Source organism: Luteimonas sp. A277 (assembly GCF_054052045.1).
On the sequence record NZ_JBSVRG010000010.1, the window covers coordinates 126683 to 149553 of the forward strand.

Annotated in this window: 24 protein-coding genes; 15 read left to right on the top strand and 9 right to left on the bottom strand. The window is 66.7% G+C overall.

Going from position 1 to position 22871, the window contains the following annotated elements; genetic code table 11:
- Nucleotides 1-67 precede the first annotated feature (67 nt).
- Complete coding sequence (gene sctU / locus ACW7G2_RS11355; RefSeq protein ID WP_456975814.1) at nucleotides 68-1177, top strand: type III secretion system export apparatus subunit SctU; 1110 nt, start codon at nucleotides 68-70, stop codon at nucleotides 1175-1177.
- A gap of 24 nt (nucleotides 1178-1201) precedes the next feature.
- Here sctU and sctT read toward each other — a convergent pair whose 3' ends face one another.
- Genes sctT through ACW7G2_RS11385 form a run of 6 tightly spaced genes read right to left on the bottom strand, consistent with a single transcriptional unit; the run spans nucleotide 1202 to nucleotide 6105 of the window.
- A complete protein-coding gene (gene sctT, locus ACW7G2_RS11360; protein ID WP_456975816.1) occupies nucleotides 1202-1990 on the bottom strand; it encodes a type III secretion system export apparatus subunit SctT in 789 nt (262 codons plus the stop codon).
- Nucleotides 1987-2262: a type III secretion system export apparatus subunit SctS gene (sctS, locus tag ACW7G2_RS11365; RefSeq protein ID WP_343259032.1), complete on the bottom strand. Its 276-nt coding sequence runs from the start codon at nucleotides 2260-2262 to the stop codon at nucleotides 1987-1989. The genes sctT and sctS overlap by 4 nt, the downstream gene beginning before the upstream one ends.
- A gap of 33 nt (nucleotides 2263-2295) precedes the next feature.
- Nucleotides 2296-3306 carry a hypothetical protein gene (locus ACW7G2_RS11370; protein ID WP_456975818.1) on the bottom strand — a complete coding sequence of 337 codons (1011 nt, stop codon included), beginning with the start codon at nucleotides 3304-3306 and terminating at the stop codon, nucleotides 2296-2298.
- Between the two features lie 9 nt (nucleotides 3307-3315).
- Entirely contained in the window at nucleotides 3316-4425 is a 1110-nt protein-coding gene (gene sctQ, locus ACW7G2_RS11375; RefSeq protein ID WP_456975820.1) for a type III secretion system cytoplasmic ring protein SctQ, read from the bottom strand.
- A complete protein-coding gene (locus ACW7G2_RS11380; protein ID WP_456975822.1) occupies nucleotides 4418-5017 on the bottom strand; it encodes a response regulator transcription factor in 600 nt (199 codons plus the stop codon). The genes sctQ and ACW7G2_RS11380 overlap by 8 nt, the downstream gene beginning before the upstream one ends.
- A gap of 2 nt (nucleotides 5018-5019) precedes the next feature.
- A complete protein-coding gene (locus ACW7G2_RS11385; RefSeq protein WP_456975824.1) occupies nucleotides 5020-6105 on the bottom strand; it encodes a sensor histidine kinase in 1086 nt (361 codons plus the stop codon).
- On the opposite strand from ACW7G2_RS11385, the gene ACW7G2_RS11390 reads away from it, so the two are divergent.
- The 13 genes from ACW7G2_RS11390 to ACW7G2_RS11450 all read left to right on the top strand — a co-directional run bounded on the left by ACW7G2_RS11390 (nucleotide 6095) and on the right by ACW7G2_RS11450 (nucleotide 16983).
- Complete coding sequence (locus tag ACW7G2_RS11390; protein WP_456975826.1) at nucleotides 6095-6676, top strand: flagellar biosynthetic protein FliO; 582 nt, start codon at nucleotides 6095-6097, stop codon at nucleotides 6674-6676. The genes ACW7G2_RS11385 and ACW7G2_RS11390 overlap by 11 nt on opposite strands.
- Nucleotides 6677-6959: 283 nt before the next feature.
- On the top strand, nucleotides 6960-9008 hold the full coding sequence (locus ACW7G2_RS11395) for an FHIPEP family type III secretion protein (protein WP_456975828.1): 2049 nt from the start codon (nucleotides 6960-6962) through the stop codon (nucleotides 9006-9008).
- A 74-nt stretch (nucleotides 9009-9082) separates the two neighbouring features.
- Nucleotides 9083-10306, top strand: coding sequence for an FHA domain-containing protein (locus ACW7G2_RS11400; RefSeq protein WP_456975830.1), 1224 nt, complete (start codon nucleotides 9083-9085; stop codon nucleotides 10304-10306).
- A gap of 82 nt (nucleotides 10307-10388) precedes the next feature.
- Nucleotides 10389-10718 (top strand): hypothetical protein, encoded by a 330-nt coding sequence (locus tag ACW7G2_RS11405; RefSeq protein WP_343259024.1) that lies wholly within the window; start codon nucleotides 10389-10391, stop codon nucleotides 10716-10718.
- 26 nt (nucleotides 10719-10744) lie between these two features.
- Nucleotides 10745-11185: a hypothetical protein gene (locus ACW7G2_RS11410; protein WP_456975832.1), complete on the top strand. Its 441-nt coding sequence runs from the start codon at nucleotides 10745-10747 to the stop codon at nucleotides 11183-11185.
- A gap of 61 nt (nucleotides 11186-11246) precedes the next feature.
- Nucleotides 11247-12005 carry a hypothetical protein gene (locus tag ACW7G2_RS11415; RefSeq protein ID WP_456975834.1) on the top strand — a complete coding sequence of 253 codons (759 nt, stop codon included), beginning with the start codon at nucleotides 11247-11249 and terminating at the stop codon, nucleotides 12003-12005.
- Between the two features lie 9 nt (nucleotides 12006-12014).
- On the top strand, nucleotides 12015-12650 hold the full coding sequence (locus ACW7G2_RS11420; RefSeq protein ID WP_456975836.1) for a hypothetical protein: 636 nt from the start codon (nucleotides 12015-12017) through the stop codon (nucleotides 12648-12650).
- Nucleotides 12647-13339, top strand: a complete 693-nt coding sequence (locus ACW7G2_RS11425; protein WP_456975838.1) for a FliH/SctL family protein — start codon at nucleotides 12647-12649, stop codon at nucleotides 13337-13339. The genes ACW7G2_RS11420 and ACW7G2_RS11425 overlap by 4 nt, the downstream gene beginning before the upstream one ends.
- Nucleotides 13336-14661: a FliI/YscN family ATPase gene (locus tag ACW7G2_RS11430; RefSeq protein WP_456975840.1), complete on the top strand. Its 1326-nt coding sequence runs from the start codon at nucleotides 13336-13338 to the stop codon at nucleotides 14659-14661. The genes ACW7G2_RS11425 and ACW7G2_RS11430 overlap by 4 nt, the downstream gene beginning before the upstream one ends.
- Entirely contained in the window at nucleotides 14658-15164 is a 507-nt protein-coding gene (locus tag ACW7G2_RS11435; protein ID WP_456975842.1) for a hypothetical protein, read from the top strand. The genes ACW7G2_RS11430 and ACW7G2_RS11435 overlap by 4 nt, the downstream gene beginning before the upstream one ends.
- Nucleotides 15161-15838, top strand: a complete 678-nt coding sequence (locus ACW7G2_RS11440; protein ID WP_456975844.1) for a hypothetical protein — start codon at nucleotides 15161-15163, stop codon at nucleotides 15836-15838. The genes ACW7G2_RS11435 and ACW7G2_RS11440 overlap by 4 nt, the downstream gene beginning before the upstream one ends.
- 222 nt (nucleotides 15839-16060) lie before the next feature.
- Complete coding sequence (locus ACW7G2_RS11445; protein WP_456975846.1) at nucleotides 16061-16573, top strand: hypothetical protein; 513 nt, start codon at nucleotides 16061-16063, stop codon at nucleotides 16571-16573.
- 77 nt (nucleotides 16574-16650) lie between these two features.
- Entirely contained in the window at nucleotides 16651-16983 is a 333-nt protein-coding gene (locus ACW7G2_RS11450; RefSeq protein WP_456975848.1) for a hypothetical protein, read from the top strand.
- 212 nt (nucleotides 16984-17195) lie between these two features.
- On the opposite strand, the gene ACW7G2_RS11455 is transcribed toward ACW7G2_RS11450, so the two are convergent.
- The 3 genes from ACW7G2_RS11455 to ACW7G2_RS11465 form a co-directional block, all read right to left on the bottom strand.
- The gene (locus tag ACW7G2_RS11455) at nucleotides 17196-17711 is read right to left on the bottom strand and encodes a hypothetical protein (RefSeq protein WP_456975850.1); all 516 of its coding nucleotides are present in this window, start codon (nucleotides 17709-17711) and stop codon (nucleotides 17196-17198) included.
- Between the two features lie 1309 nt (nucleotides 17712-19020).
- Nucleotides 19021-19914 (bottom strand): 5'-nucleotidase, lipoprotein e(P4) family, encoded by an 894-nt coding sequence (locus tag ACW7G2_RS11460; protein ID WP_456975852.1) that lies wholly within the window; start codon nucleotides 19912-19914, stop codon nucleotides 19021-19023.
- A 58-nt stretch (nucleotides 19915-19972) separates the two neighbouring features.
- A complete protein-coding gene (locus tag ACW7G2_RS11465) occupies nucleotides 19973-21958 on the bottom strand; it encodes a UvrD-helicase domain-containing protein (protein ID WP_456975854.1) in 1986 nt (661 codons plus the stop codon).
- A 169-nt stretch (nucleotides 21959-22127) separates the two neighbouring features.
- On the opposite strand from ACW7G2_RS11465, the gene ACW7G2_RS11470 reads away from it, so the two are divergent.
- Nucleotides 22128-22841 (top strand): hypothetical protein, encoded by a 714-nt coding sequence (locus tag ACW7G2_RS11470; RefSeq protein WP_456975856.1) that lies wholly within the window; start codon nucleotides 22128-22130, stop codon nucleotides 22839-22841.
- The last annotated feature ends 30 nt before the right edge of the window (nucleotides 22842-22871 follow it).

The following is a 22871-nucleotide window of genomic DNA, read 5'->3' on the forward strand; positions in this document are numbered from 1 at the left end:
AGGCGACAATGCTGCAGCGCGGGCATGCTAGCCTCCCGCACGGTACGGGGCAAACGCAGGCGGATGGATGGCCGACAAGGGCGACAGCGGCGACAAGACCGAAAAACCGACTCCGAAAAAGGTCCGGGACGCACGCAAGGAAGGCGACGTTGCCAAGAGCAAGGACCTGACCAGCACCGTCCTGGTGATGGGCTGGGTGGCCGGCGGCTGGATGCTGATGGGCCTCATGGGCCGGCGGATCGGTGATCTGTTCGACCAGTCGCTGGGCGCGGTGGGACTGCCGTTCTTCCAGGTGCTGCCGGAGCTGGGCTGGCTGGCGGTAATGACACTGCTGTGGATGGTGCTGCCGCTGATGCTGCTGGCGGTCACGCTGGGCGTGCTGATCGAGTTCCTGCAGGTAGGTCCGGTCGCCACCATGAAGAAGATGGCGCCCAAGGTGGACAAGCTCAATCCGGTGGAGGGCATCAAGAAGATGTTCTCGATGGACAACCTGATCGAGCTGGTCAAGTCGGTAATCAAGTGCGCGGCAATGATCGGGATCGGCTATGTGGTGCTCAGCGGCATGATCGAGCGGCTGATGATGCTGCCCCACGGCAACCCGGCCGGCATGGCCGCCGCGGTGTGGCATGGGATCAAGTGGATCATGCTGTGGACGGTGGTGGTGTTCTTCTTCGTCTCGGCTCTGGACGTGTGGTACCAGAAGTTTTCCTACACCAAGAAACTGCGCATGAGCCGGCGCGACATCAAGCGCGAGGTGAAGGACAACGAAGGCGACCCGTACGTGAAGCAGCGGCGCAAGCAGTTGCATCAGGAGTGGGCGCAGCAGAACATGCTCGGATCCGTGCGCAAGTCGAACGTTGTCGTGACCAATCCCACCCACATCGCCGTGGCCCTGCAATACGAACAGGGTGAAACCGACCTGCCCGTGGTGGTTGCCAAGGGCGAGGGCCACATGGCCGAGATGATCAAGCAGGCTGCCGAAGAGGCGGGCGTGCCGATCCTGCAGAACGTGCCGCTGGCACGCGGGCTCAACGAGAAGGTCGAGCTGGACGACTACATCAGCGACGAGTTTTTCGACGCCGTGGCCGAAGTGCTGTTCTGGGCCGAAGGCGTGCGCCGCGGCGACCTGGGAAGCGACGGCGCCGGCGGAACCGGTGCGGACGGTCAGGCGGACTGACGCGCGCGGCGGCCGCTGCCGGTTTCAGCCGCCGAAGGTCCGCTGCAGCAGTTCCACCAGGCCCTTGCTCGACGCCAGCCGGTCCAGCAGCACTTCCACATAGACCCCGAGCAGCAGCAGCAGGATTGCGGTGGCCAGCCAGGCCTTGATCGGCAGGGTCAGGGCGAACACGTTGAGCTGCGGGGCAAACCTGTTCATCAGCCCGAACGACAGATCGATCACCAGCAGGATCACCATCACCGGCGCTGCCAGCACCACCAGCGTGCTCATGAACCATCCAAAGTGGCTCACGAACAGGTTGATTCCGGCGCGCTCAAGATCGGGGAAGAAGGACGTGGGTGGCCAGATGGCATAGCTGTCCATCAGCAGGCCCAGGAAGATCATGAACGCACCGCTGGCCATGAACAGCCACGCCGCGAATTCGGACAGGAACTGCCCGTGCAGCGTCACCTGGTGTCCCTGGATCGGATCGAAGGCCTGGGCCATGCCCATGCCGACCTGGTTGTCGATCACCGTTCCCGCGGCGGAAAACGCCCAGAACACCAGCCCGAACAGGTAGCCGATCGCCAGGCCGATGAACAGCTCCTTGAGCACCATCATCGGCCACTGCAGCGAGCTCGTGGTCGCGCCGGGCGCCGCAGCCATCGCCACCGGCAGGGCCACGATTGCCAGGCTGACCAGGAAGCTGTTGCGCACCATGGCCGGCATGTTCGACTGGGTGATCAGCGGCAGCATGATGAACGCGCCGATGATGCGCGGCAGGGTCAGTCCCAGCGCGAGCATGGTCTCGCTGAGCGAGCCGAACGGGTTCACTGCCGGTTGTCCCTCACCAGGCCCGGGAAGGAAGTGAAGATGTGCTCGGTGAAGGTGTACATGCTCCCGCCGATCATCGAGGCGGTCACGAACAGCGCCAGCACGATGGTCAGGAACTTCAGCGCGTAGGCGAACGTCTGCTCCTGCAGCTGGGTGGCCGCCTGCAGGAAGGCCACCAGCAGGCCGACCACGGCCGCCGCGGCGATCGGCGGTCCCGACAGGACCAGCACCAGCCACAGTGACTGGCGGGTCAGTTCCAGCATCTCAGCCATGGTGGCCTCCTCCGGTGGTGGCGCAGATCCCGGTCATGTCATCGCGTAGGTCAGCACCAGGCCATGCACCAGCTTGGCCCAGCCGTCCACCAGCACGAACAGCAGCAGCTTGAACGGCAGGGAGATGATGGTGGGCGACATCATCATCATGCCCAGTGCCAGCAGGATGTTGGCCACCACCAGGTCGATGATGAGGAACGGCAGGAAAATCAGGAATCCGATCTGGAACGCCGCGGTCAGCTCGCTCACCGTGAATGCGGGAATCACCACGATGAAGTCGTTGATCGTCAGCGACGGGTGGTATTCCTCACGCATCAGGCGCTTGGCGTTGTTGAGGAAAAACTGGCGTTCGGTGCGGTGCGAGTGCTGGATCAGGAACGTGCGCAGCGGCTCCTTGCCCGCCTCGGCCAGGCCCAGCAGGTAGTTCGCGTCGATGCCGTCGGCCGGGGGGCCGGTGGCCGCTGGCGGTGGTGGCGCAATGATTACCCGCGGCGCCGCTGGATCCTGCGCCTGCGCCTGCGCCTGCGCCTGCGCGCCCCCGGCCGGGTCCGGATCCTGCCCCACGCCACCGGTCACGTTGCGAAACAGCTCGCCCCGTTCGGGTTCGGTCGCGGCCCGGGCTTCGGCCTGGAGTGCATCGGCGGCTGCCGGACTGGTGGCGGATGCGGCCGCACCTGTGCTGGACTCCGTGGCCACGTCGCGCATGGCGTCGGTCGCGGCCCGCGCCATCGCCGCCTGCTCCGCCTGGCGGGCCTGGATATGAGCCTGCACCGTTGGCGGTGGTGGCCGGCCCTCCATGTGCGCGGTGATCGCCGCGTGGGTGTCCAGGATCACCGGATACATCACGTAGATCGAGAGCACGATCGCCAGGCCGTTGATGACCACGTTCGGCGGCACCTGCTGCAGCCCCAGCGCGTTGCGCAGCAGGCTCAGCACCACCACCATCTTGGTGAAGGAAGTCACCATCACCGCCACGAACGGCGCCAGCGCCAGGCTGACGACGACCATCAGGACCAGTGCCGGGGAGTAATTGCTGAAGTCCATCGTTTCGGCCTACTTCCAGGACAACAGGCGCACGCCGAGGGTATCGCCGACCGAAACCAGCTCGCCCTGGCCGACTGCCTTGCCGTTGGCGCGGATGGTGACGTTGGCCCCTTCCAGCTGCGCGGGTACCGGGAACACATAGCCCGGCTGCAGATCAGCCAGCTTGCCCACCGGCATTTCCAGGCGGCCAATCTCGAACACCACATTGGCCGGCAGTCCGCGCACGGCGGCATCCGGGTCGGGCGGTGGGGTCGCGGCCTCGCCCTGGTCGCCGTCTTCTACGGCCTGGGAAGGGGTGTCGGTCATGGTGGAGTCCTCGTGCATGCGTGGAATGGGTTGCGCCGGGCCCTCGATACGCCAGCCGGCGCCGGTGGGGGCGAGCGGCCAGGATTGGCCGCAGGCATGGGCCTGGAAGGCCGGCCGGCGTCCGCCGCGGCCAACCACGAACACTGCGCCCGGCGCGAGGCCTGCCCAGTCGGCCGGGGTCAGCGGCGGGATGGCGAATTGCAGTGAGACGGAGGCCGGAATCCGGCTCCAGCGGCCCAGGCGCGGCGGCGCCTCGCCTTCGAACGGCGGCTCGGCACGGGTCAGCAGGCGCGGCAGCCATTCGGCGGGCAGGCGCAGTGAACCGTGCAGGCCCGGGGCGCGGCGCGCGGCGTCCGGGTCCTCCGCAGGGGGCTCGTCATCGATCAGGAAGTCGAGCCACAGCGGGGCGCTTTCCGGATCCTGTCCGCCGCCGGCTTCCAGCAGCGGGGTCAGGGCCACCCCCAGCGCCTCGCTCAGCCGCATCAGCTGGCTTTCGTGGGCCAGGCTCCAGGCCAGGACCCGCGAGGATCCGCTGAAGTCGCTCCAGTGCAGGCCCTCGCCGATAGCCGCCGCGGTGGCTTGCAGGCGCACGCCGATGCGCGTGCCTTCGGCATCCAGCTCGAAGATATCCCCGGCTGTGCCGGCCCGGCCGGGCATGAACATGACCAGGCCATGGTCCGCCAGCAGCCAGCTGTGCGGAGCGGAGAAGAATGTCCGCAGCGCCTGCGCGTGCCCAGGCGGGACGGCCGGGATGCGTCCGCGCAGCGACACAGGCGCCGATGCGGCGGATACCGCCTTCGCAGTCTCAGGCATGTCCCAGAGCCACCTTCATCAGTTCGGGCAGCGAGCGTACCCCGAGTTTGTTCATCATGTTCGACCGGTGCAGCTCCACCGTCTTGATGCTGATACCGAGGATGTCGGCGATGATCTTGTTGGGCTTGCTGGCCACCACCAGGTCCAGCACCTGGCGCTCGCGCGGGCTGAGTTTTTCCAGGACCTGCTGGTTGATGAACCCATCGGCACGGTTGCGGGCGCTGGCAAGCGCGGCCCCGATCGCTTCGATCAGGGTGTCGTCACCGAACGGCTTCTCCAGGAAGTTGGCCGCCCCTTTGCGGATCGCCTCCACCGCCAGCGGCACGTCGCCGTGGGCGGTGACGAACACCAGCGGCAGGGTGCTGCCGCGGCGGCGCAGCTCGTCCTGGAGCTGCAGGCCGCTCATCTGCGGCATGCGGATATCGGACACGAGGCAGGCCTCGTCGGTTGGACGGCCGGCATCATAGGCTGTCAGGAATTCGGCGCCCGAGGCATACGACTCGACCTTGAAATCGGCCGTTTCCAGCAGCCAGACGGTGGATTCCCTGAAGCCGTCGTTGTCGTCGACCAGGTACACCTGGACCTGTCCCATTCTCATGTCCTCCCTTCGGCGCGCGGCAGGGTAAAGCCGAAGATGCTGCCGCCGCTCTCGCGTGGTTCGAAGAACAGGCGTCCTTCGTGGTATTCGATGATCGACCGGCAGATCGCCAGGCCGATTCCCAGGCCGTCCGACTTGGTGGTGTAGAACGGCGAGAACAGCTGCTCGCTCTCCGCAGGGCTCATGCCGTGGCCGCGGTCGCACACCCGCACCTCGATCTCACCGTCCAGGTTCACCCGGCCCTCGATGCGCAGGTCACGTTCGCCAGCGTCCACCTCGCGCATGGCCTCGATGGCGTTCTTCACCAGGTTCAGCAGCACCTGCTCAACCATCACCTTGTCGGCGTAAACGTCGGGCAGGGTGTCTGCGAGCGCCACCTCGATGTCCAGCTGCTGGCGTTCGGCTTCCAGGCGCAGGAGTTCGAGCACGGTTTCGGCGATTGCGGCCAGGCTGTGGGCGTCGCGCCGCGGTTCGCGCGCACGGACGAATTCGCGCACCCGGGCGATGACCGCAGCCGCGTGCTCGGCCTGGGTGCGGGCGGCCACCAGGGCACGCTCCACCTGCGCCGGTCCGCCGGCCTGGCCGACCAGGCGCAGGCTGCCATTGAGATAGTTCACGATGGCAGCCAGGGGCTGGTTGAGCTCATGGGCCAGGGTGGCCGCCATTTCCCCCACCGACATCAGCCGCGAGGTGAACAGCAGTTTTTCCTGGCGACTCTTGTGCGAGTCCAGCGTTTCGATCCGCGCGCTGATGTCGACCGCGGTGAGCAGCGCGAGTGCCTGCCCCTGCTGGTCAACGTCACGCCAGTACAGCGAGTACCAGCGGCCGTTATGCGGTGCCCGCACCTCGCGCCCGGCATCGACGTCGACCTCGCTGGCGCGCAGCGAGTCCAGCAGCCCGGAGCGCCGGTCGTGGCCTGCCAGGGCGCCGAATTCACGCCGGTACAGATCGTTTGCAGCCCGCAGCCGGCCGTCGTCACGGTCGAAAGCAGCGCAGGCAAACGGCACCGCCTGCAGCAGCGGCTCCAACTCGGTGGCGAAGGGCACCCCTGCTTCTTCAGGGACGGTTTCGATGATCGTCATCGCCGATTCCCGGCCCGCCCCACCGTCCGTTCCACGCTGCCGACAATGGGATACCCTGCTGCCGCGTCCCACGCGCTTCCCCCTTTCATTTCCTCACGCACCCCTTCCCGTCATGTCCCATAGAGTGCTTCGCCGCCGTGCGGCCAACGTGATTGTCTTCGCCGCACTGGCCCTGGCCCCAGGTCTTGCCATGGCAGCCGCTGCGCCTGCGGCGACCGCGCCAGCCCCCTCGTATCTGCGGGAGCTGATGGGAATCGTGGTGCCACTGGGGTTCATGATTCTTGCCCTGCTCCTGGTGCTGCGCCTCATGCGCCGCCGCTACGGTTTGACGGGCAGCAAAGCCCATTTGTCAGTCCTGCAGATCCTGCCGGTGGGGCCGCGTGAACGCGTCGTGCTGCTCCAGACCCGTGCCGGGCGCGTGCTGGCCATCGGGGTGAGCGCGCAGTCGGTCAATCTGATCACACGCCTGGAACAGGACGATGTGACCATCGATCCAGATTCGGAAGAATCCGGATCGGCACAGGCCGCACGAACGGCGAAGTCTCCACTAGATCTGCTGCTGCGGCGTTAAGCCTCCGTGATCGATTTGCGTAACGGGACGCGCGTCACAATTTGCACATGTCCCCCGGCCCAGAACGCAAGTCGGGTCGACTGAAACATGATCTTTACGCTTCGTACACTTTACACAGCTATCGTAAGTTGGCACAAAGTGACACATGAGGTCAGGGGTGGAGCGGAAGCGATGTCGTTTGCGGCAGCAGGTGCGGATTTCCTCCGCAGATCGTTTGCCCCAGATGGCAGAAGTCCCACGCCTGGTTGACGCCGCGTACCGCGGCTACAGGGGGAGGTAAACAATGCGGGCGCTGATTGGAAACCTGTTCGCCGCGCCGGCGGGCTCGGCGCCACGCGGACGGCTTGGCTACAGCGATGTATTCCTCGCCTTCGGGGCGGTGCTGATCATCGCGGTGATGATCCTGCCGCTGCCGCTGGTGCTGATCGACTCGCTGGTGGCGGTCAACATTTCGATCGGTTTCGGCCTGCTGCTGCTGGGCATCTACATTCCCAGCCCTGTCGCGTTCTCCAGCTTCCCCAGCGTGCTGCTGCTGACCACGCTGTTCCGGCTGGCCATCTCGGTCGCCATCACCCGCTCGATCCTGCTCGATGCCGAGGGCGGCCACATCGTGGAGACCTTTGGCGCGCTGGTCGCGGGGGGCAACCTGGTGGTCGGCATGGTGGTGTTCCTGATCATCACCGTGGTCCAGTTCATCGTCATCGCCAAGGGCGCCGAGCGCGTCGCGGAAGTGGCCGCACGGTTCACCCTGGATGCGATGCCGGGCAAGCAGCTGTCGATCGACTCGGACCTGCGTGCCGGCCTGCTCGACAAGGACGAAGCGCGCAGCAAGCGCCGCCTGCTGGAGACCGAAAGCCAGCTGTACGGCAGCCTCGATGGCGCGATGAAGTTCGTGAAGGGCGATGCCATCTGCGGCATCGTCATCATCATCATCAACCTGCTCGGCGGCCTGGCCATCGGCGTGCTGCAGAAGGGCATGGACCTGGGTGAGGCCACCCGGGTCTATTCGATCCTGACCATCGGCGACGGCCTGGTATCGCAGATCCCGGCGATCCTGGGCACGATCGCCGCCGGTCTGGTGGTGACCCGCACTACCAGCGACGTGGACGACAGGCATCTGGGCGAGGCGATCACCCGCCAGATCACCAAGCAGCCGCGGGTGCTGCTGATCACCGCCATCCTCGCGTTCCTCATGATGCTGGTGCCGGGCTTTCCGAAGCTGGTGTTTGCCGCGCTGAGCCTGATCCTGTTCGCTGCCGCGGGCTGGCAGTACCGTTACCAGTTCGAAACACTGCGCAAGCTGTTCCGGGTCAGCGACGAGGACCTGGCGATCAGCCAGGTGACCGCGCAGAGCGATGACATGGCGCCGCCGGCGCCGCTGCAACTGGACATCTCGCCGTCCATTGCGGTCGCGTTCGGGCAGGAGCCGGTGCGCACCCGCATGGGTGAAATTGCCCGGCGCCAGCGCGAGGAGTACGGCGTACCGGTACCCACGCCGGTGCTGCGGGTTACCACGGGTCTGGAAGAGGGCGAATATCGGCTGACCGCCTTTGGTGCGCGCCTGGCTTCCGGACGCCTGCAGCTGGAAGGCGGGCTGCGCCCGGCGCGACCCGGTGCGGCCGATGCGCGCCTGACCGGGTTCTTCCCGCCGGTGTCGGGCGAGTGGACCACCGAGCCGTCCGAAGACGCACGGCCGCCGATGGAGGTGATGGTGGATCACTGCCGCGGCGCCCTGCAGCGCCGCCTCGGCGGCTTCCTCGGCATCCAGGAAACCTCCAACCTGTTCGGACGCATGCAGCGTGACTATCCCGACTTGGTGAAGGAAATGCTGCGCGTGGTGGCCCCGCAACGGGTGGCCGATGTGCTGCGCCGGCTGGCCGAGGAAGGCGTGCCGATCCGCAACCTGCGCGACGCCTTCGAAGCCATCACCGATGTGGGTGGGCGTGAGAAGGATGTGGTGCTGCTGACCGAATATGTGCGCGTTGCGCTGAAGCGGGAAATCGCCGACCGCTATTCAGACAGCGAGCGGAATTTGCACGTACTGTTGATCCATCCCGAGCTGGAAGACAAGCTGCGTCAATCCGTAAGGGTTGCCGGCGGCGCCAGCCAACTGGCCATCTCTCCCGAGCTGGCCGCGCGTCTTGGCAATGAAGTGCGTGCGAATCTGGCGCGCATGGCCCAGGACGTCCGCCCGGTGTTGCTGTGCTCGCTCGACGTGCGCCGACACCTGCGCAAACTGATGGAAGTGGATTTTTTCGAGCTGCCGGTGCTCTCTTACCAGGAACTGGCAGCGGATCTTCGCATCGTGCAATCGGGGCAGATCAATGCATGACCTGTCCGCTCCGGGAAGCATCGCGCCCCGCACGCTGATGCGGAGTGCCGGCAAGTGTTACAGGGAGGTATGGGATGTCTGAGCCGGACGCCAACGTTCCAGACCGGGAGGGTCGCAGGCTGCTGCGGATCATCTCCGGACTGCACGCGGGCGCAAGCCGGGAGCTGGCCGAGCGCGAGATGATCCTGGTCGGCAGCGGCGACGATTGCGACATCGTCCTGGCCGACGAGGGCGTCGCCCGGCACCATGCCCTGATCAGCGTGATTGATGGTCATGGCCAGCTGCGCGCGCTGGATGCGCCGCTGCAGCTGGAAGGCCGCGTGCTGCATCCGGGCGACCCGGTCGCCATGGACCGGTTGCAACGTGTCGGGCTGGGCGAAGCCGCGCTGGCCTTCGGCGAAGAGGATGACCCCGCATGGCTGGCGCTGGCCCCCGATGGCCAGGAGCCCAGTGCGTCGCGTGCGCGCAGGATCTCCGAGCCATTCACCCGCCGCCTGCCGATGATTGCCGCGATCGCGGTGCTGTGCCTGGCCGCGCTGGCCACGTTCGTCGCAGTCGTGCCCTCCTCCGAACCGGAAGTGGATCCCGAGCAGCGCCTGAAAGCGATGGCGCTCGAGTTCAACGTGTCGGGGCGGCGGATCGAGACGGACGTCAATGGGCGCCCGGTGCTGTCCGGCATGGTGGCGGATGACACCGTGCGCCAGCGGATGCAGCAGATGATCGTGGACGAAGGGCTCGATGCCGGGCTGACGCTGACGACCGGCGCAGACCTCGCCTCGGATGTTGGTGAAGTGCTGCGCGGCGGGGGCTATCCCGGCAACACCCGCTATCTGGGGCGCGGCGAAGTGGAAGTCACCGGTTACTACAAGGACGAGGCCGCCTTCCGTGTCTTCCTGGGGACCGATGCCATGCGCAACACCGGCGTGCGCAACGTGGCACTGATCAACCGGGCCGCGCCAGCGGCCGAAGAGCCGTCTCCCGAGGAGGCCCCCGCGGTCCGGATCGTGGCTTACGAACGCGGTGAAGATCCGCATCTGCTCGATGAGCACGGCAACGAATACCGGGTGGGCATGTTCATCCCGGGCGAAGGCTCGCTCGCGTCGCTGGGAAACCATGCGTTCGCCACTGCCGGTGACGGCACGATCCGCAAGATCACCATCCGCCCGCTGTCCCCGGAAGAGCAGGAGCCAGCGGCTGCCCCGGGTGCAGGCGGCGGATCGGCAGGAGTATCCGCCGCCGCTTCACGCTCGCACGCCTGGGCGATGGAGCAGGCACGCGCGGCGGGCAGCCGCCAATGAACATTCCAGGAAAGGAATCGCAGTACGGTCCGGGGTGCCGGACCATCCAGCAGTCTCAATCCATAGCAGAAGGAGCAGCATGATGAGCGTCGACAATTCAGCCCTGAACAATTTCATCGGGCACGCAACATTCAATAACGGCCCGGCCGCCAACGGTGGCCGCGGCAGCGCGTCTTCCAGCAGCGGCAGCAGCTGGTATGAGGCGATGTCCCGTGCCTGGGGCCAGGCCCTCGACGGCCAGGCGGCACAGATCACCGAGATGTCGGCAGAGATCCGCACCGGTGGCGACCAGCCATCGAACATGGTCCAGCTGACCGCGGCCAGCCTGAAGATGCAGTTCATGTCCAACAACGCCGCCACCTCGCAGAACGCGACCGGGCAGGCGCTGGAAACCCTGGGCAAGCGCCAGTAACGGAACATCTCCACGGGAGAGTTGAAATGATTGAAGCCATCCAGGCCGCCGGTATCGAAGCGACCACCGGCGCAGCCGGCGGCGCCAGTGCCGGATCAGCGGCCCAGCCCCAGGCATCAGCCACCGAAGTCCGCGATTTCGCCCAGGCGCAGGAACGCGTTTCAGGCACCAACCAGACGCAGCAGGCGTCCGGGGCCGAGGCCGTATCGGGTCCTGCCCAGGCCGAGCCATCGCAAGGCACGCGCATGCTCATGTCGGCGTTCGACGGCCTCAACGGCGGGGCGAAGAAGATCGCCGATCTCTCGCAAAGCATGGCCAGCGCCTCCACGGTGGGTGACCTCACCCCCAGCCAGATGCTGGAAATGACCATGAGCACGCACCAGTTCCTGTTCCAGTCGCAGCTGACAGCCAACGTGGCCAACCGCACGTCCGATGGCGTGCAGCAGCTGTTCCGCCAGCAGTCCTGACTGCCATGACGGGGGAGCAACAATGATCGCGACGACAACCGGGACCGTAAGCGGAAAATGGATGCGGATCGCGGTGGTGCTGGTGGCCAGCCTGATGCTGGCCGCCTGCAGCCGCGTGACGCTGAACGACGGCCTGGACGAGCGCCAGGCCAACCGTGTACTCGGGGTCCTGCTGGCCAACGGGATCAAGGCTGAAAAGCGCACCTCGATCGCCAGTGACAGCGGCTATCAGGTGCGGGTCGGGCAGGGTGATTTCGCCCTCGCCATGCAGATCCTCGAGGCGCGTGGCCTGCCGGGGGAAAGCTTCCAGTCAACCACCTGTGAGGTGTTCCAACGGCAGGGTTTCGTGTCGTCGGCCACCGAGCAGCGTGGCCAGGAGCAGTGTGGCCTGCAGCAGGATCTGTCGCGGACCCTGTCTTCCTATGCCGGCGTCGCCCATGCCCGCGTCCATATCGCCATGCCCGAGCGTGACCCGGTGCTTGGCAAGGTTGGCCTGGCATCGGCTTCGGTGGTGGTGTTCGAACAGGCAGGGGCCAATGTCCGCAACGAGGAACACAACTTCAAGGTGCTGGTGAAGGACGCGGTCCCGGGGTTGGAGAACATCAACCACGTGACCATCAAATTCAACACCCTCCCCGCTCCGACCGACCTGGCGGGACAGGGCCGTGCGCAACCGGTGATGTCGGCGATGAGCCCGGTGACCCTGGCCATCGTGGCTGGGGTGATCGCGCTGCTGGCGCTGGCCATGACCTTTGGTAACCGCCTGCGTGCGCGGCTGAAGGGGCCGGCCAAGCCCGACGATCGGATCTGGAAGGGGTGACCGGGCGCCATGCCGCTGCAACCGCTGTTCGCCGAGGTTGATCCGGGCTGGTATGCGGGTGACGCCGCGCCTCTGGACCAGCGCCTGGTGGCGCGTGCCGGCCGCTCGCAGCTGGGGCGCAGGATGCTGGCCCGCAGGCTGTTTCAGGCGGGTGCGGCGGAAGCGCTGCTGGCGCCCCGGCCGGGGCATGCAATCCCCAGCGCGGTCATGCGCTGGCCGCGTGCGCGACTGGCGGCGCTGATCCGGGACCTGGGCGTGCTGGCATACGCGCCGTTGATCCGCGCCGAGGTTGCGCGGGATTCTGTGCGAATGCTCAAGCGGGCGTTGGGCAGCAGCTACCTGCTGCCACTGGACCGCACCATCTGGAATGCAAGGGTGGAAGACGACGTGCTGCGTCGCCTGCAACAGGCATGGGCCCCGCTCATGGCGGAGCTGCGTGCGCGGGAGGATGATGCGGCACTTCATGCCCTGTTCGAACGCCAGGGCCGCAACGAATTGCGCGGCTGGGCGGCGCACCGGGATCGTCCGCTGGGCGAGTGGGTGGCGCTGCTGCATCCGCCCGAAGAGCCCGGCCCGACACACCTGCCGGAGAAGCCGGTGTTGCTGCTGGTCACCCATCACGAGACAAAGAGGGAAGGGGCATGAGCGCGTCGACCGCACCCGGACAGAACGCGGCCCTGGGCCGACCGACACCGCGGGTGCCCCAGGATGCAATCGTGGTCACCGACCGGCGGGCGTTCGTACGTTCGGTCACTGCACCGGTGGTGCCTGCCGCGGCCTGGGCCCGGCTGTCTGAGCTCGACAGCCTGCTCGACCAGGTCAATGCGCTGTATGCGCAGGCTGAAAAGGAAGTGGCAAAGGCCCGCGAGGAAGGTCATTCCGCCGGTTTTTCGGAAGGCCTTGCCCGTGCGCAGCAACAGATGACCGGCAAGATGGCCGAACTCAATGAGCGTCGCGCGCGGGTGTTGGCGGAAGCCGCGGGCCGGATCACCGACCTGGCCTGTGCCATCGTCGCCCGGATTGCCCCGGGCTTTGACGCGCTGACCGTGGTCCCACCGCTGGTGATGCAGGCCGTGGAAGCGGCCCAGGCGGAGCAGTTCCTGCTGATCCGGGTGCACCCGGATGTGCGTGAGCGCGTGGAAGCCGGCCTGGGCGCGGTGCGCCAGGCACATCCTGCGGTGGGCGTGATCGAGCTGGTTGCTGATGAAAGTCTGGATCCGCTCAGCTGCGTGGTGGTGTCGGAAGCCGGTGAGGTCAGGGCGGGTGTGACCCAGCAGATTGAAGCGATCCGCGCCGCCTTGGCAGGGGCTGCTGCGGAGGCCGCACCGTCGTGAACGCTCCCGCTGGCGATCCGCTGCTCAGTGCGCTGTCATCGGTCACCAGCATCGAGCGCGTCGGCCGGGTGGCCGATGCCTACGGCACCCTGATCCGGGCGACCGGGCTGAAGGCGTCGATCGGCGAGCTGTGCTACCTGCGCAATCCCCGCGGCGAGGGTGATCCCGATTTCCGGCTGGCGGCCGAGGTCGTGGGCGTGGCCCGCCAGCACACCCTGCTGACCCCGCTCGGAGCGCTGGATGGAATTTCGGCCACCACCGAGGTTTATGCCACTGGTCGCCAGGCGGCTGTGCGCGCCGGTGATGGCCTGCTCGGACGGGTGCTCAATGCCCACGGCGAGCCGATTGACGACAAGGGCCCACTGGGTCCGACGGTGGATGCCCCGATCTATGCCGATTCGCCCAATCCGCTCAGCCGCAACCTGATCGAGCATCCGTTCGCCACCGGAGTGCGTGCAATCGATGCCACCATGACCGCGGGCGAAGGCCAGCGCATCGGCATCTTTGCCGTCGCCGGCGGTGGCAAGAGCACCCTGTTGGGCATGCTCGCCCGTGGCGGCGATGCCGACGTCAACGTGATCGTCCTGGTCGGCGAGCGCGGACGCGAGGTCAACGAATTCATCTACGACAACCTGGGCGATGAAGGCATGGCCCGCTCTGTGGTGGTCGTGGCCACGTCCGACCGGCCTGCGCTGGAGCGCAGTCGCGCCGCCTGGGTGGGTACGGCGATCGCCGAGCACTTCCGTGATCGTGGCAAACGCGTGCTGCTGCTGGTCGATTCAGTCACCCGCTTTGCCCGTGCCCTGCGCGATGTCGGCCTTGCCATTGGCGAGCCGCCGGCGCGGCGTGGTTTCCCGCCTTCGGTATTCAGCGCGTTGCCCCGCCTGTTCGAGCGTGCCGGCAACAACGAGCACGGTTCGATCACCGCCTTCTACACCGTGCTGGCCGAGGACGAGGACGGCGGCGATCCGATCGTCGAAGAGGTGCGCTCGATCCTTGACGGCCACATCGTGCTGTCGCGCAAGCTGGCCGCCGCTTATCACTACCCGGCCATCGACGTGCTCACCAGCCTCAGCCGCACCATGCCGCGGGTGGTGGATGAAGCGCACCTGCGGGCGGCCGGACAGCTGCGCAAATACCTGGCCAAGTACGAAGACATCGAGATGCTGCTGCAGCTGGGCGAATACAAGCGCGGCACCGATCCGGAAGCCGACGTGGCGATCGAGAAGATCGGCCCCATCCGCAAGCTGCTGCAGCAGTCGTCGTCCGACCTGGTTGAATTCAGCCAGTCCGCGGACGCTGTGAAGAAGCTGTTCCGATGAAGCGCTATCCGCTCCAGACACTGGTCAAGCTGCGAGCCCACCGCACCGACAAGGCGCGCCTGGAAATGCTGGAGAAGCAGGCGGCGGCCCGGTCCTGTCGCGAGCAGTGCGAGCGAATCGAGGCCGGGATCCAGGCGCTGGGCGAGGAGCGCGCTGCGCAGCGTCACCGCCTTTTGGATCCGCCGCCGCCCGGCCATGCCTGGCCGGTGGCGATGGAACAGCGCGAGGCGCACATCGACCTGTTGGGCGAGCGCATCGTGGCTGAACAGAAGAACCTGCAGCAGGCCCGTGAGCGGCTCAAGGCCGCCGAACAGGCGCTCGACCAGGCCAGGCAGTCCTGGCTGCGGGCGAAGGGGCGCGAGGACGCACTGCACAAGCGCAGGGATGCCTGGCGCGTTGAGCAGTTTGCACTGGAAGGTCGGAAGGAAGAGGAAGCCACCGCCGACCTGCTTCAGGGCCGCGCCATGCGCGGCATGGCCGGACAACAACGAGGTGACCCATGAGTATCGAACGCAGCCAGCTGTCGGATTCGGTGGGCGAGGCCCGCAAGACCGGCGAGAGTCGCACCGGGCGCGAACCCGCCCAGCCGGAGAGTTCCGAACGCTTCCGCAACCTCATGCAGAGCCGCCAGGAGGCGCGCGACGAGTTCAGCGCAGCCCGCTTCAAGGGCGCCGGTGACCTCGGCAAGGAGCAGCGTGCCGGAGCGCAGGACGCTGCGCACCAGGCAGCCACGGCAGACGCCGTGGAGGCCGGCCGGCAGTTCAGCGGCGACAGCGAACAGATGAGGCAGTCGAACATGGATCCGGCCGAAGTGCTGGCCATGCTGCAGGCCCAGACCGCGATGCGGGATGGAGCACAGGCTGCTCCCGTCGTGCCGCTGACGTCCAATCCAGCGGCCTTTGCCGACCTGGTGGAACGACATCTGCGACAGCTTGCCGTGGGGGGTGGCAACAGTGCCGGCGATCGTGATGGCCAGGTGTTGCTGCGGATGGCCGATGCCACCCTGCCCGGTACCGACCTGCTGCTGAGCAAGACCGCGGATGGCTGGTTGCTGCGTGCGGACGTGCGTTCGCGCGAGAGCTTTGATGCCATCCAGGAAGCAGCGCCGGAACTGGCAAGGCGCTTTGCGGAGCGCAACCTGGGTACGTTGGAAATCGATTCGCAGTTCCATGGTTGAGGATCGTGGAATGCGGGCGTCCCTAGGGTACGCCCTAGTATCGACTGGGGCGGCAATCCCCTAGAGTCGAATTCAAGAAGTGATCGGGCATGCGGGCTTGTCAGCCCGGAACCCGGGTCACAAGGGAGACCGGATTACATGTCATTCGTTCGCCGCCCAGTTGCGCCCCGCAAGCGTCCCGCGCCGAGTACCGGTGTCGTGGCTCCGCAGGCTGCCGTCCCAGTGGAGACTGCATCACCTGTTGCTCCGGAGCAGAGCCAGGAAGAGGTGCTGCGGCAGCAGGTGATCGCTGACTTCGAAGCTTCCCTGCGTGAAACGTCCAGCCTGGATGACGGAGACCTGGACGGTCTGCTGGAAACCTTCCGGCAGGCGGTCGAAGACACCCCGCTGGATGTGGCGTTGACGCCATTCGATCCCGAAGACCTGACTCTGGCCCTCAACGGGCTGGTCGACAACGGGGTGCTGGCCGAGGACGAGCGCAATGACCTCTCCCGGCAGATTGATGACGCGCTGGGTCCGCTGCAGACACCGGACGTACAGATGGCCATGGAGTTCGCCTCGCGCTGTGAGCGCGATGGTGAAGAGGCCGCCCTGGAATGGTTCCAGAACGAACGCCGCAGGTCCGAGGAGTCCGGCCAGGAGGATGTTGCTCCTGCCGACGTATCCGGAATGCCGGGTCGTGATTCGATTGTGAACTCGAAGTCGCGGAGATTGCGTGGCCCACCTCGGCGCTGACGCTTCACAGCAGACGCGGTACCGAAGTGTGTTTGTCCATAGATCAATCTATCGCTAATCCAATCGAGGAACTCATCATGTCCAATGACGTCGGCTACAACGGCAATATCAACACCTACATTTCCACCATCACCAACGCGCGCGGCGCATCCGCCTCGTCCGCAGTCGGCAAGGGCTGGCTCGTGGCGGTTGCCGAGGCACTGGGCAAGATGGCAGACGCCCTGGGCCAGAAGATTGAAAAGCAGGCGGCCAAGCTGGACTCCGCCATCCGTGCCGACAAGAAGGACGTCACGGAAATGAACGCCAAGATGCAGGCCATGACCCAGCAGATGAACATGCTGATGAACGCCATCAGCACCATCATCAAGACCATCGGCGAAGGCAACACCGCCCTGGCCCGCAAGCAGTAAGCAGGACAGAATTCCCGGGGCGGCCCGCGCCGCCTCGGGAAGCTGGATCAAAGAGGCCCCGGTTCCCGGGGCCTCTTTTTTTGTGCGGTGGGATAAGACAGGCGCCGATGCCCGCTCGGCAGGCCGCCATGTCTTCTATCCGACATGTCCTCGTATCTGACAGCCAGGAAATCCGGATTCCCGCGATCGCTCCCGCTTGCGCGGAGCAAAAACTATCTCGGTCGTCGGGCCAGCAACCAGGCTCCGATTCCGGCGCCGAACCCCAGCGCGGCCAGGCCGAGCAGGCCCGCCAGGGAACGCTGGTGGCCGGCTGGCATCAAGGTGGTTCCGCTGCCACCAAGCAGGGGCAGGAGCAGGACTACGGTGAACGCGAGGCTGATGTAGGCGGTGAGAGCGAGCAGCCAGTAAAGCCGCCGGAAAGTGCGCTCGGCCCGCTCCTGCACGTCCGGTTCGCGGCCACGCGCAGCGGTGTGACCCGGCAGTGCCGCGTTGATCCAGCCGTGCAGTCCTGAGCGCCCGGTCCCCGCTTGCCGGCGTGCAGCCGCGCTCACCGTATGCCCATGGGCCGGGACCACTCCCTCACTGCGGGCCTGGGAAGGGGCGCCGGCAAGCATCGGGTTGCCGCCCGCGGTTACGGCGGGCGCTTGGGCAGGAACGGTCGCCTGGGTCGCAGCGGCTGCTGGATTCATCGACTGGGGATTGCCAGGGATCTGCAGCAGTGAAGTCATCTGCGGATTGACTGCAGGAGGCGTCAGGAACCCACTCGCCTGGGCGGCTGAGGCTTGGGAGCCGGCAATGTGTGTGGCATTGGAGTAAGCGGTGACCGATGTCGCAGCGGGTGCAGTTGTCAGGACCTGCGTTGGGGCCGAGGCTGAGGTTGAAGCCGGCATTGGGTAATTGCCCTGCTGGCCCGCGAGTACGGCTGATGGGTGGGCGCCCGCCTGGGCGCCGTGCGCACGCATTGGCAAAAATGCAGACGGCATGGTCTGGGTTGGCGCCTGGGTGATGCCGGCGTGGCTCATCAGGTTGGCAGGACCCGCCATGCCCGAAGCTGTGGCGACGCCGGGCGAGCCGGGGCTGGTGGCCTGCGGCATGCCGGAGGTCTGGATCGGACCCGCTCCCTGGGGAGTCATGGCGGCCCGCAGTGCCTGGACAAGGGCGGCCAATGTCTGGGCCGGCGGGGCCGGGGCAAGTGGACTGGCCGGCATGCCAGAGGCCGGTGTCCAGGGTGAGGCATTGCCCGGACCGGCGTTGCCCGGCCGCCCGGTCGCTGCATCGGATCTCAGCGCGGCGGCGTCAGGCAGGGTGGACAACAGACCGCGCGCTGCAGCCACGGTTTCCCCCAGCACCCCGCGGAAGGCGGGCGGGGCGGCAGAAGCCGGAGAACCCGACTGCCCTGGCAGGGGGGAGCTCCCGGGAAGGCCGGGATTGCCAGCAGGCCCTTGCGCGCCTGGAGACGGAAGTACAGGAGGTCCCGGTGTCGGCGCGTTGCTCCAGCCAGGCCCCCGCGACGCCGCGGGCGGTCCCCCTAACTGGGGCGGGGGACCGACTCCCGGGGGCGTTTCGACGGCAGGACGACCACCGGGACCGCCCGCCCAGGGCGGAGGTCCGGGGCTGCGTCCTGCGCCGGAAAAGCCGGCCCATGCGGGCGGGCCACCGCCGGGCGGGCCGTTGGAGACGTGGCGGAAAAGCGTTGAGGAGAGCGCGGAATGGACCGAGCGCAGCGGCGAAGGTCCTCCTCCGATGAGCGAGGAGATGACCCTGGATGGGCTCGGAATGGACACCATGCCAATTGCTCCGGGAACGGATTGCTGCGACGCCGCCCCCCGTCGCGCATGTTGCTGTAACGCTACCCGTGCGGGCGCTCCGTGAAAGCTGGGGCTGACCCTAGGTCCTTCCGCAAAAAAAAACGGGAAATCCGAAGATTTCCCGTGAATCGGCCGGAGCCGTAGGACCATGTTGTGGCCGGGAAAGGTTAACCCGGCATTAAACTTAATTCAATACGTTAGGACTTGCATACAAAGCTGTTGATTTATATCAATTTTCTGTGTTCAGAGCTTCGCGCTTCAGCGTGCGGCGCTGTTCTCGTGACAGACCCCAGTCGTTGTTGAACAGCGCCGGTTCCCAGCCGCCGTAGGTGGGATTGGGCAACATCCACCAGCGTTCTCCGAACCAGCCGCCGCGCTCGGCCACGGTGGCGTCACGCGCCTGGCTGGTGTTGACGGGCAGGTGGGCGAAGTCGGTGAGCTGGTCGCCGAACTGCATCAGGACCCGATGGCTGCGGCCCACCAGCTGGCGTCGGCACAGCTTGCCGCTGCGGCTTCCCGGCTGCTCGCAGTCCGCCACTTCCATGCCCAGGCCCAGGAAGACATTGTCGTGTGCTACCGGCAGGCCCAGGGCGCGCAGGTTGGCCAGGGTGGCGTCCTTCAACCGGTGCTCGCGGTTGGTCACGTAATACAGGGTCACGCCGCGCTCGCTGGCGGCGCGGGCGAACTCCAGCACGCCCGGCACCGGGGTCGCGCGCTGTTCTGCAACCCACTCGGCCCAGGTGTCGTCGTCGTACTCCAGCCCATCACGGACCAGCCGGGCCTGGTAGATGGAGTTGTCGAGCACGGTTTCGTCGATGTCCAGGATCACCGCAGGCGGCAGGCCGTGCCATCCGTCCGGGTTGTCGCGTTCGGCTGGAACCAGTGCATCCCACTGCGGATCGGCCAGGGCGGCATCCAGCTGGTTGATCGCGCCCCGGTAGAGCGAAAGCAGGGTGGTTTCAAATTCCTGCGAGCGCTGGACCCACAGCACGGCATTGAGGTTGTCGTCGGCCGATGCGGTGGTGGCCGGTGCCGGCGCGGTCAGCACGCTGGCGCAGCCGGTCATGACCAGCGCCAGCAGCGGCGCCAGCAAAAGGGTCTGGGACGGACGTTGCTGCTGCATCGCGGGCTCCGGGTCAGGATGGGCCGCCGAGTGTACCCAAGGTGCCCGGCGGCGGGGCTCAGTCGTTGAGCAGGGCCTGGATCGCGGCGAAGCCGGCATCAGCCCGCTCCTGCTTGCGTGCGGCGTCGGCCACCGGGTCGGCGCCATCGCGCTGCAGCTCCTCGGGCGGCAGTTCATCCAGGAAGCGGCTCGGCTCCAGGCGCAGCTTGCTGCCCCACTTCTGCACTTCGCGCGGGTAGGACAGCCACAGCCGCTCCTTGGCCCGGGTGATGCCTACGTAGAGCAGACGGCGCTCTTCATCCAGACTGCCTTCGTCGATGCTGGCTTCGTGGGGCAGGGTGCCATCGCTGACCCCGATCACGAACACGCAGCGGAACTCCAGTCCCTTGGCAGCGTGCATGCTCATCAGCCGCACCTGGTTGCCTCCTTCGTCGCGATCGGCGTGGGTCAGCAGGGCCAGCTGTGCGGCAAGCTCGGCGGCACCGGCGCCGCGGTTCTGGCGGCCCGGGCCGGCCTCGAACCAGTCGGCCAGCTCGTCCAGGTTGCCGCGGCGGATGCTGAACTGGGATTCGGTCTGGCACTGGGCGCGCAGCGCCGCCAGCAACCCGGAGCGTTCGCTGAGGCTGCGGACCAGATCGGCCGGCGGCAGCCGCGAGGCGTCGGCGCGCAGCCTGCCCAGGATGCTGGCGAACCCGCCCAGTGCGCTGCCTGCCCGCGCAGGAAGCTGCTTGAGCACGCTGATCGATTCGATCGCCCGCGCCATCGGCATGCCGGCGTTGCGGGCCAGTTCCGCCAGCCGCGCCAGGGTGGTGGCACCCACCTCGCGACGCGGCGACTGCACCGCGCGCAGGAAGGCGGAGTCGTCGTCAGGGTTGGCCACCAGACGCAGCCAGGAGAGCGCGTCCTTGACCTCGGCCCGTTCCAGGAACGCGGTGCCGCCGGACAGGTGGTAGGGCACGCGGATCAGCTGCAGGGCCTTTTCCAGCGCCCGCGACTGGTAGTTGCTGCGGAACAGAATGCAGAAATCGCTCCACGGAATCTGTTGCGAGTTGTGCAGGAAGTCGATCTCGGCAGCCACCCGTTCCGCCTCGTGGGCGGCGTCGCGGCACTCCCAGACCCGGATCCGCTCGCCATCCGGGCGGTCGCTCCACAGGGTCTTGAGATGCTCGTGCGGATTGTTGGCAATCAGCGCGTTGGCGGACCGCAGCACGCGGTTGGAGCAGCGGTAGTTCTGCTCCAGCTTGATGACTTTGAGGTCTGGATAGTCGCTGCCCAGCTGCGACAGGTTTTCCGGGTTGGCGCCGCGCCAGGCGTAGATGCTCTGGTCGTCATCGCCCACGCAGGTGAAGTTGCCCGCAGGACCGGCCACCGCCTTGAGCAACCGGTATTGGGCGTCGTTGGTGTCCTGACATTCGTCCACCAGCAGGTAGCCGATGCGTTCGCGCCAGCCCAGCCGCGCGTCTTCGTCATTCTCCAGGATCTGTACGGGCAGACGGATCAGGTCATCGAAATCCACCGCGTTGAAGGTTTCCAGCCGCGCCTGGTAGCGCGCGTACAGCGCTGCCGCTTCGTGCTCGCGATTGGTGCGGGCGGCCGCGGCGGCTTCCTTCGGCGACAGGCAGGCGTTTTTGGCCCGCGACACCAGCTGCTGCATGGACTGCACCACGTCGGACTTGGCGCCGGGAAGCAGGTCGCGGAACTGGCCCAGGCAATCATCCATATCGAACACCGAGAACCCGCGCCGCAGCCCGACACGCTCATGCTCGATCTGCAGCATCCGCAGTCCCAGCGCATGGAACGTGCACACGGTCAGCCCTTCCGCGCCATCGCCGCGGATCCGCTGCGCCACGCGCTCGCGCATTTCCTTGGCCGACTTGTTGGTGAAGGTGATCGCAGCGATGCGCCGGGCGGGGTAGCGGCCGGAGCTGATCAGCTGGGCGATCTTTTCCACGATCACCCGGGTCTTGCCGCTGCCGGCACCCGCCAGCACCAGCAGCGGGCCGTCGGAGTAGGCAACGGCGGCGGATTGTTGGGGATTGAGCATTGCAGGAAAGCTGTGGAATCGGCCGCGCGGACGGGCCGCAAGTCTACAGGGTGCGACCCGGGGGCTTCGCCGCGCGTATCCATGGGATCGTGCTGGCCGGAGCCGGCAGTGCGGCGGGTATCATTCAGCGCGGCCGTGCCGCGATGCAGAATCAAAAGGAGGGGATTTCATGCGTCATCTGTTTCTGGCGGGCCTCATCGGGGTGCTTGCCGCCGTGTCCGCGGCTTTTCCCGTGCATGCCCAGGTCAGTGAAGATCAACTGGTCACCAGCGAGACATTTCTGTCCGCCCATCCGGATCTCAGGTTCCGCCATCTCGGGTTGAAGGCTCACGGTGAGGGGCGTCATGAGGAGGCGTTCGTCTTCTTCCGGCGTGCAGCCCGCTATGCGGACAAGGTGTCGCAGGCGATGGTTGCGGAAATGCTGTGGAACGGCGAGGGCGTCGAACAGGATCCGGTGATGGCCTACGCATGGATGGATCTTGCCGCGGAGCGGGCCTATCGCGGATTTCTGACCCTGCGCGAACGGTATTGGAAGCAGCTGGACCCGCAGCAGCAGGCGGAGGCCATCCGCCGTGGGGAGGCGGTGTACGCGGAATATGGCGACGCGGCGGCACGCCCAAGGATTGATGCGGCCCTGCGCAGGGCGCGCAGCCGGATGACGGGAAGCCGCACCGGCTTCACCGGCACCCTGCAGGTCTTCATCGCCGGTCCGGGCGGGCAGATGCTGAGCATCGATGGCAGCCGTTTCTATGACCCCAAGTTCTGGGATCCCGAGTTGTACCAGGCCTGGCATGACGCGGTGTGGATGGAACCCCGGACCGGGAAAGTGGATATCGGTGACATCGAAGCGGTGAAGCAGGGCGAATCGTCCGACGACGATTGATCCTTGGCGCTCCCAGCTGGCCGTGGGCGG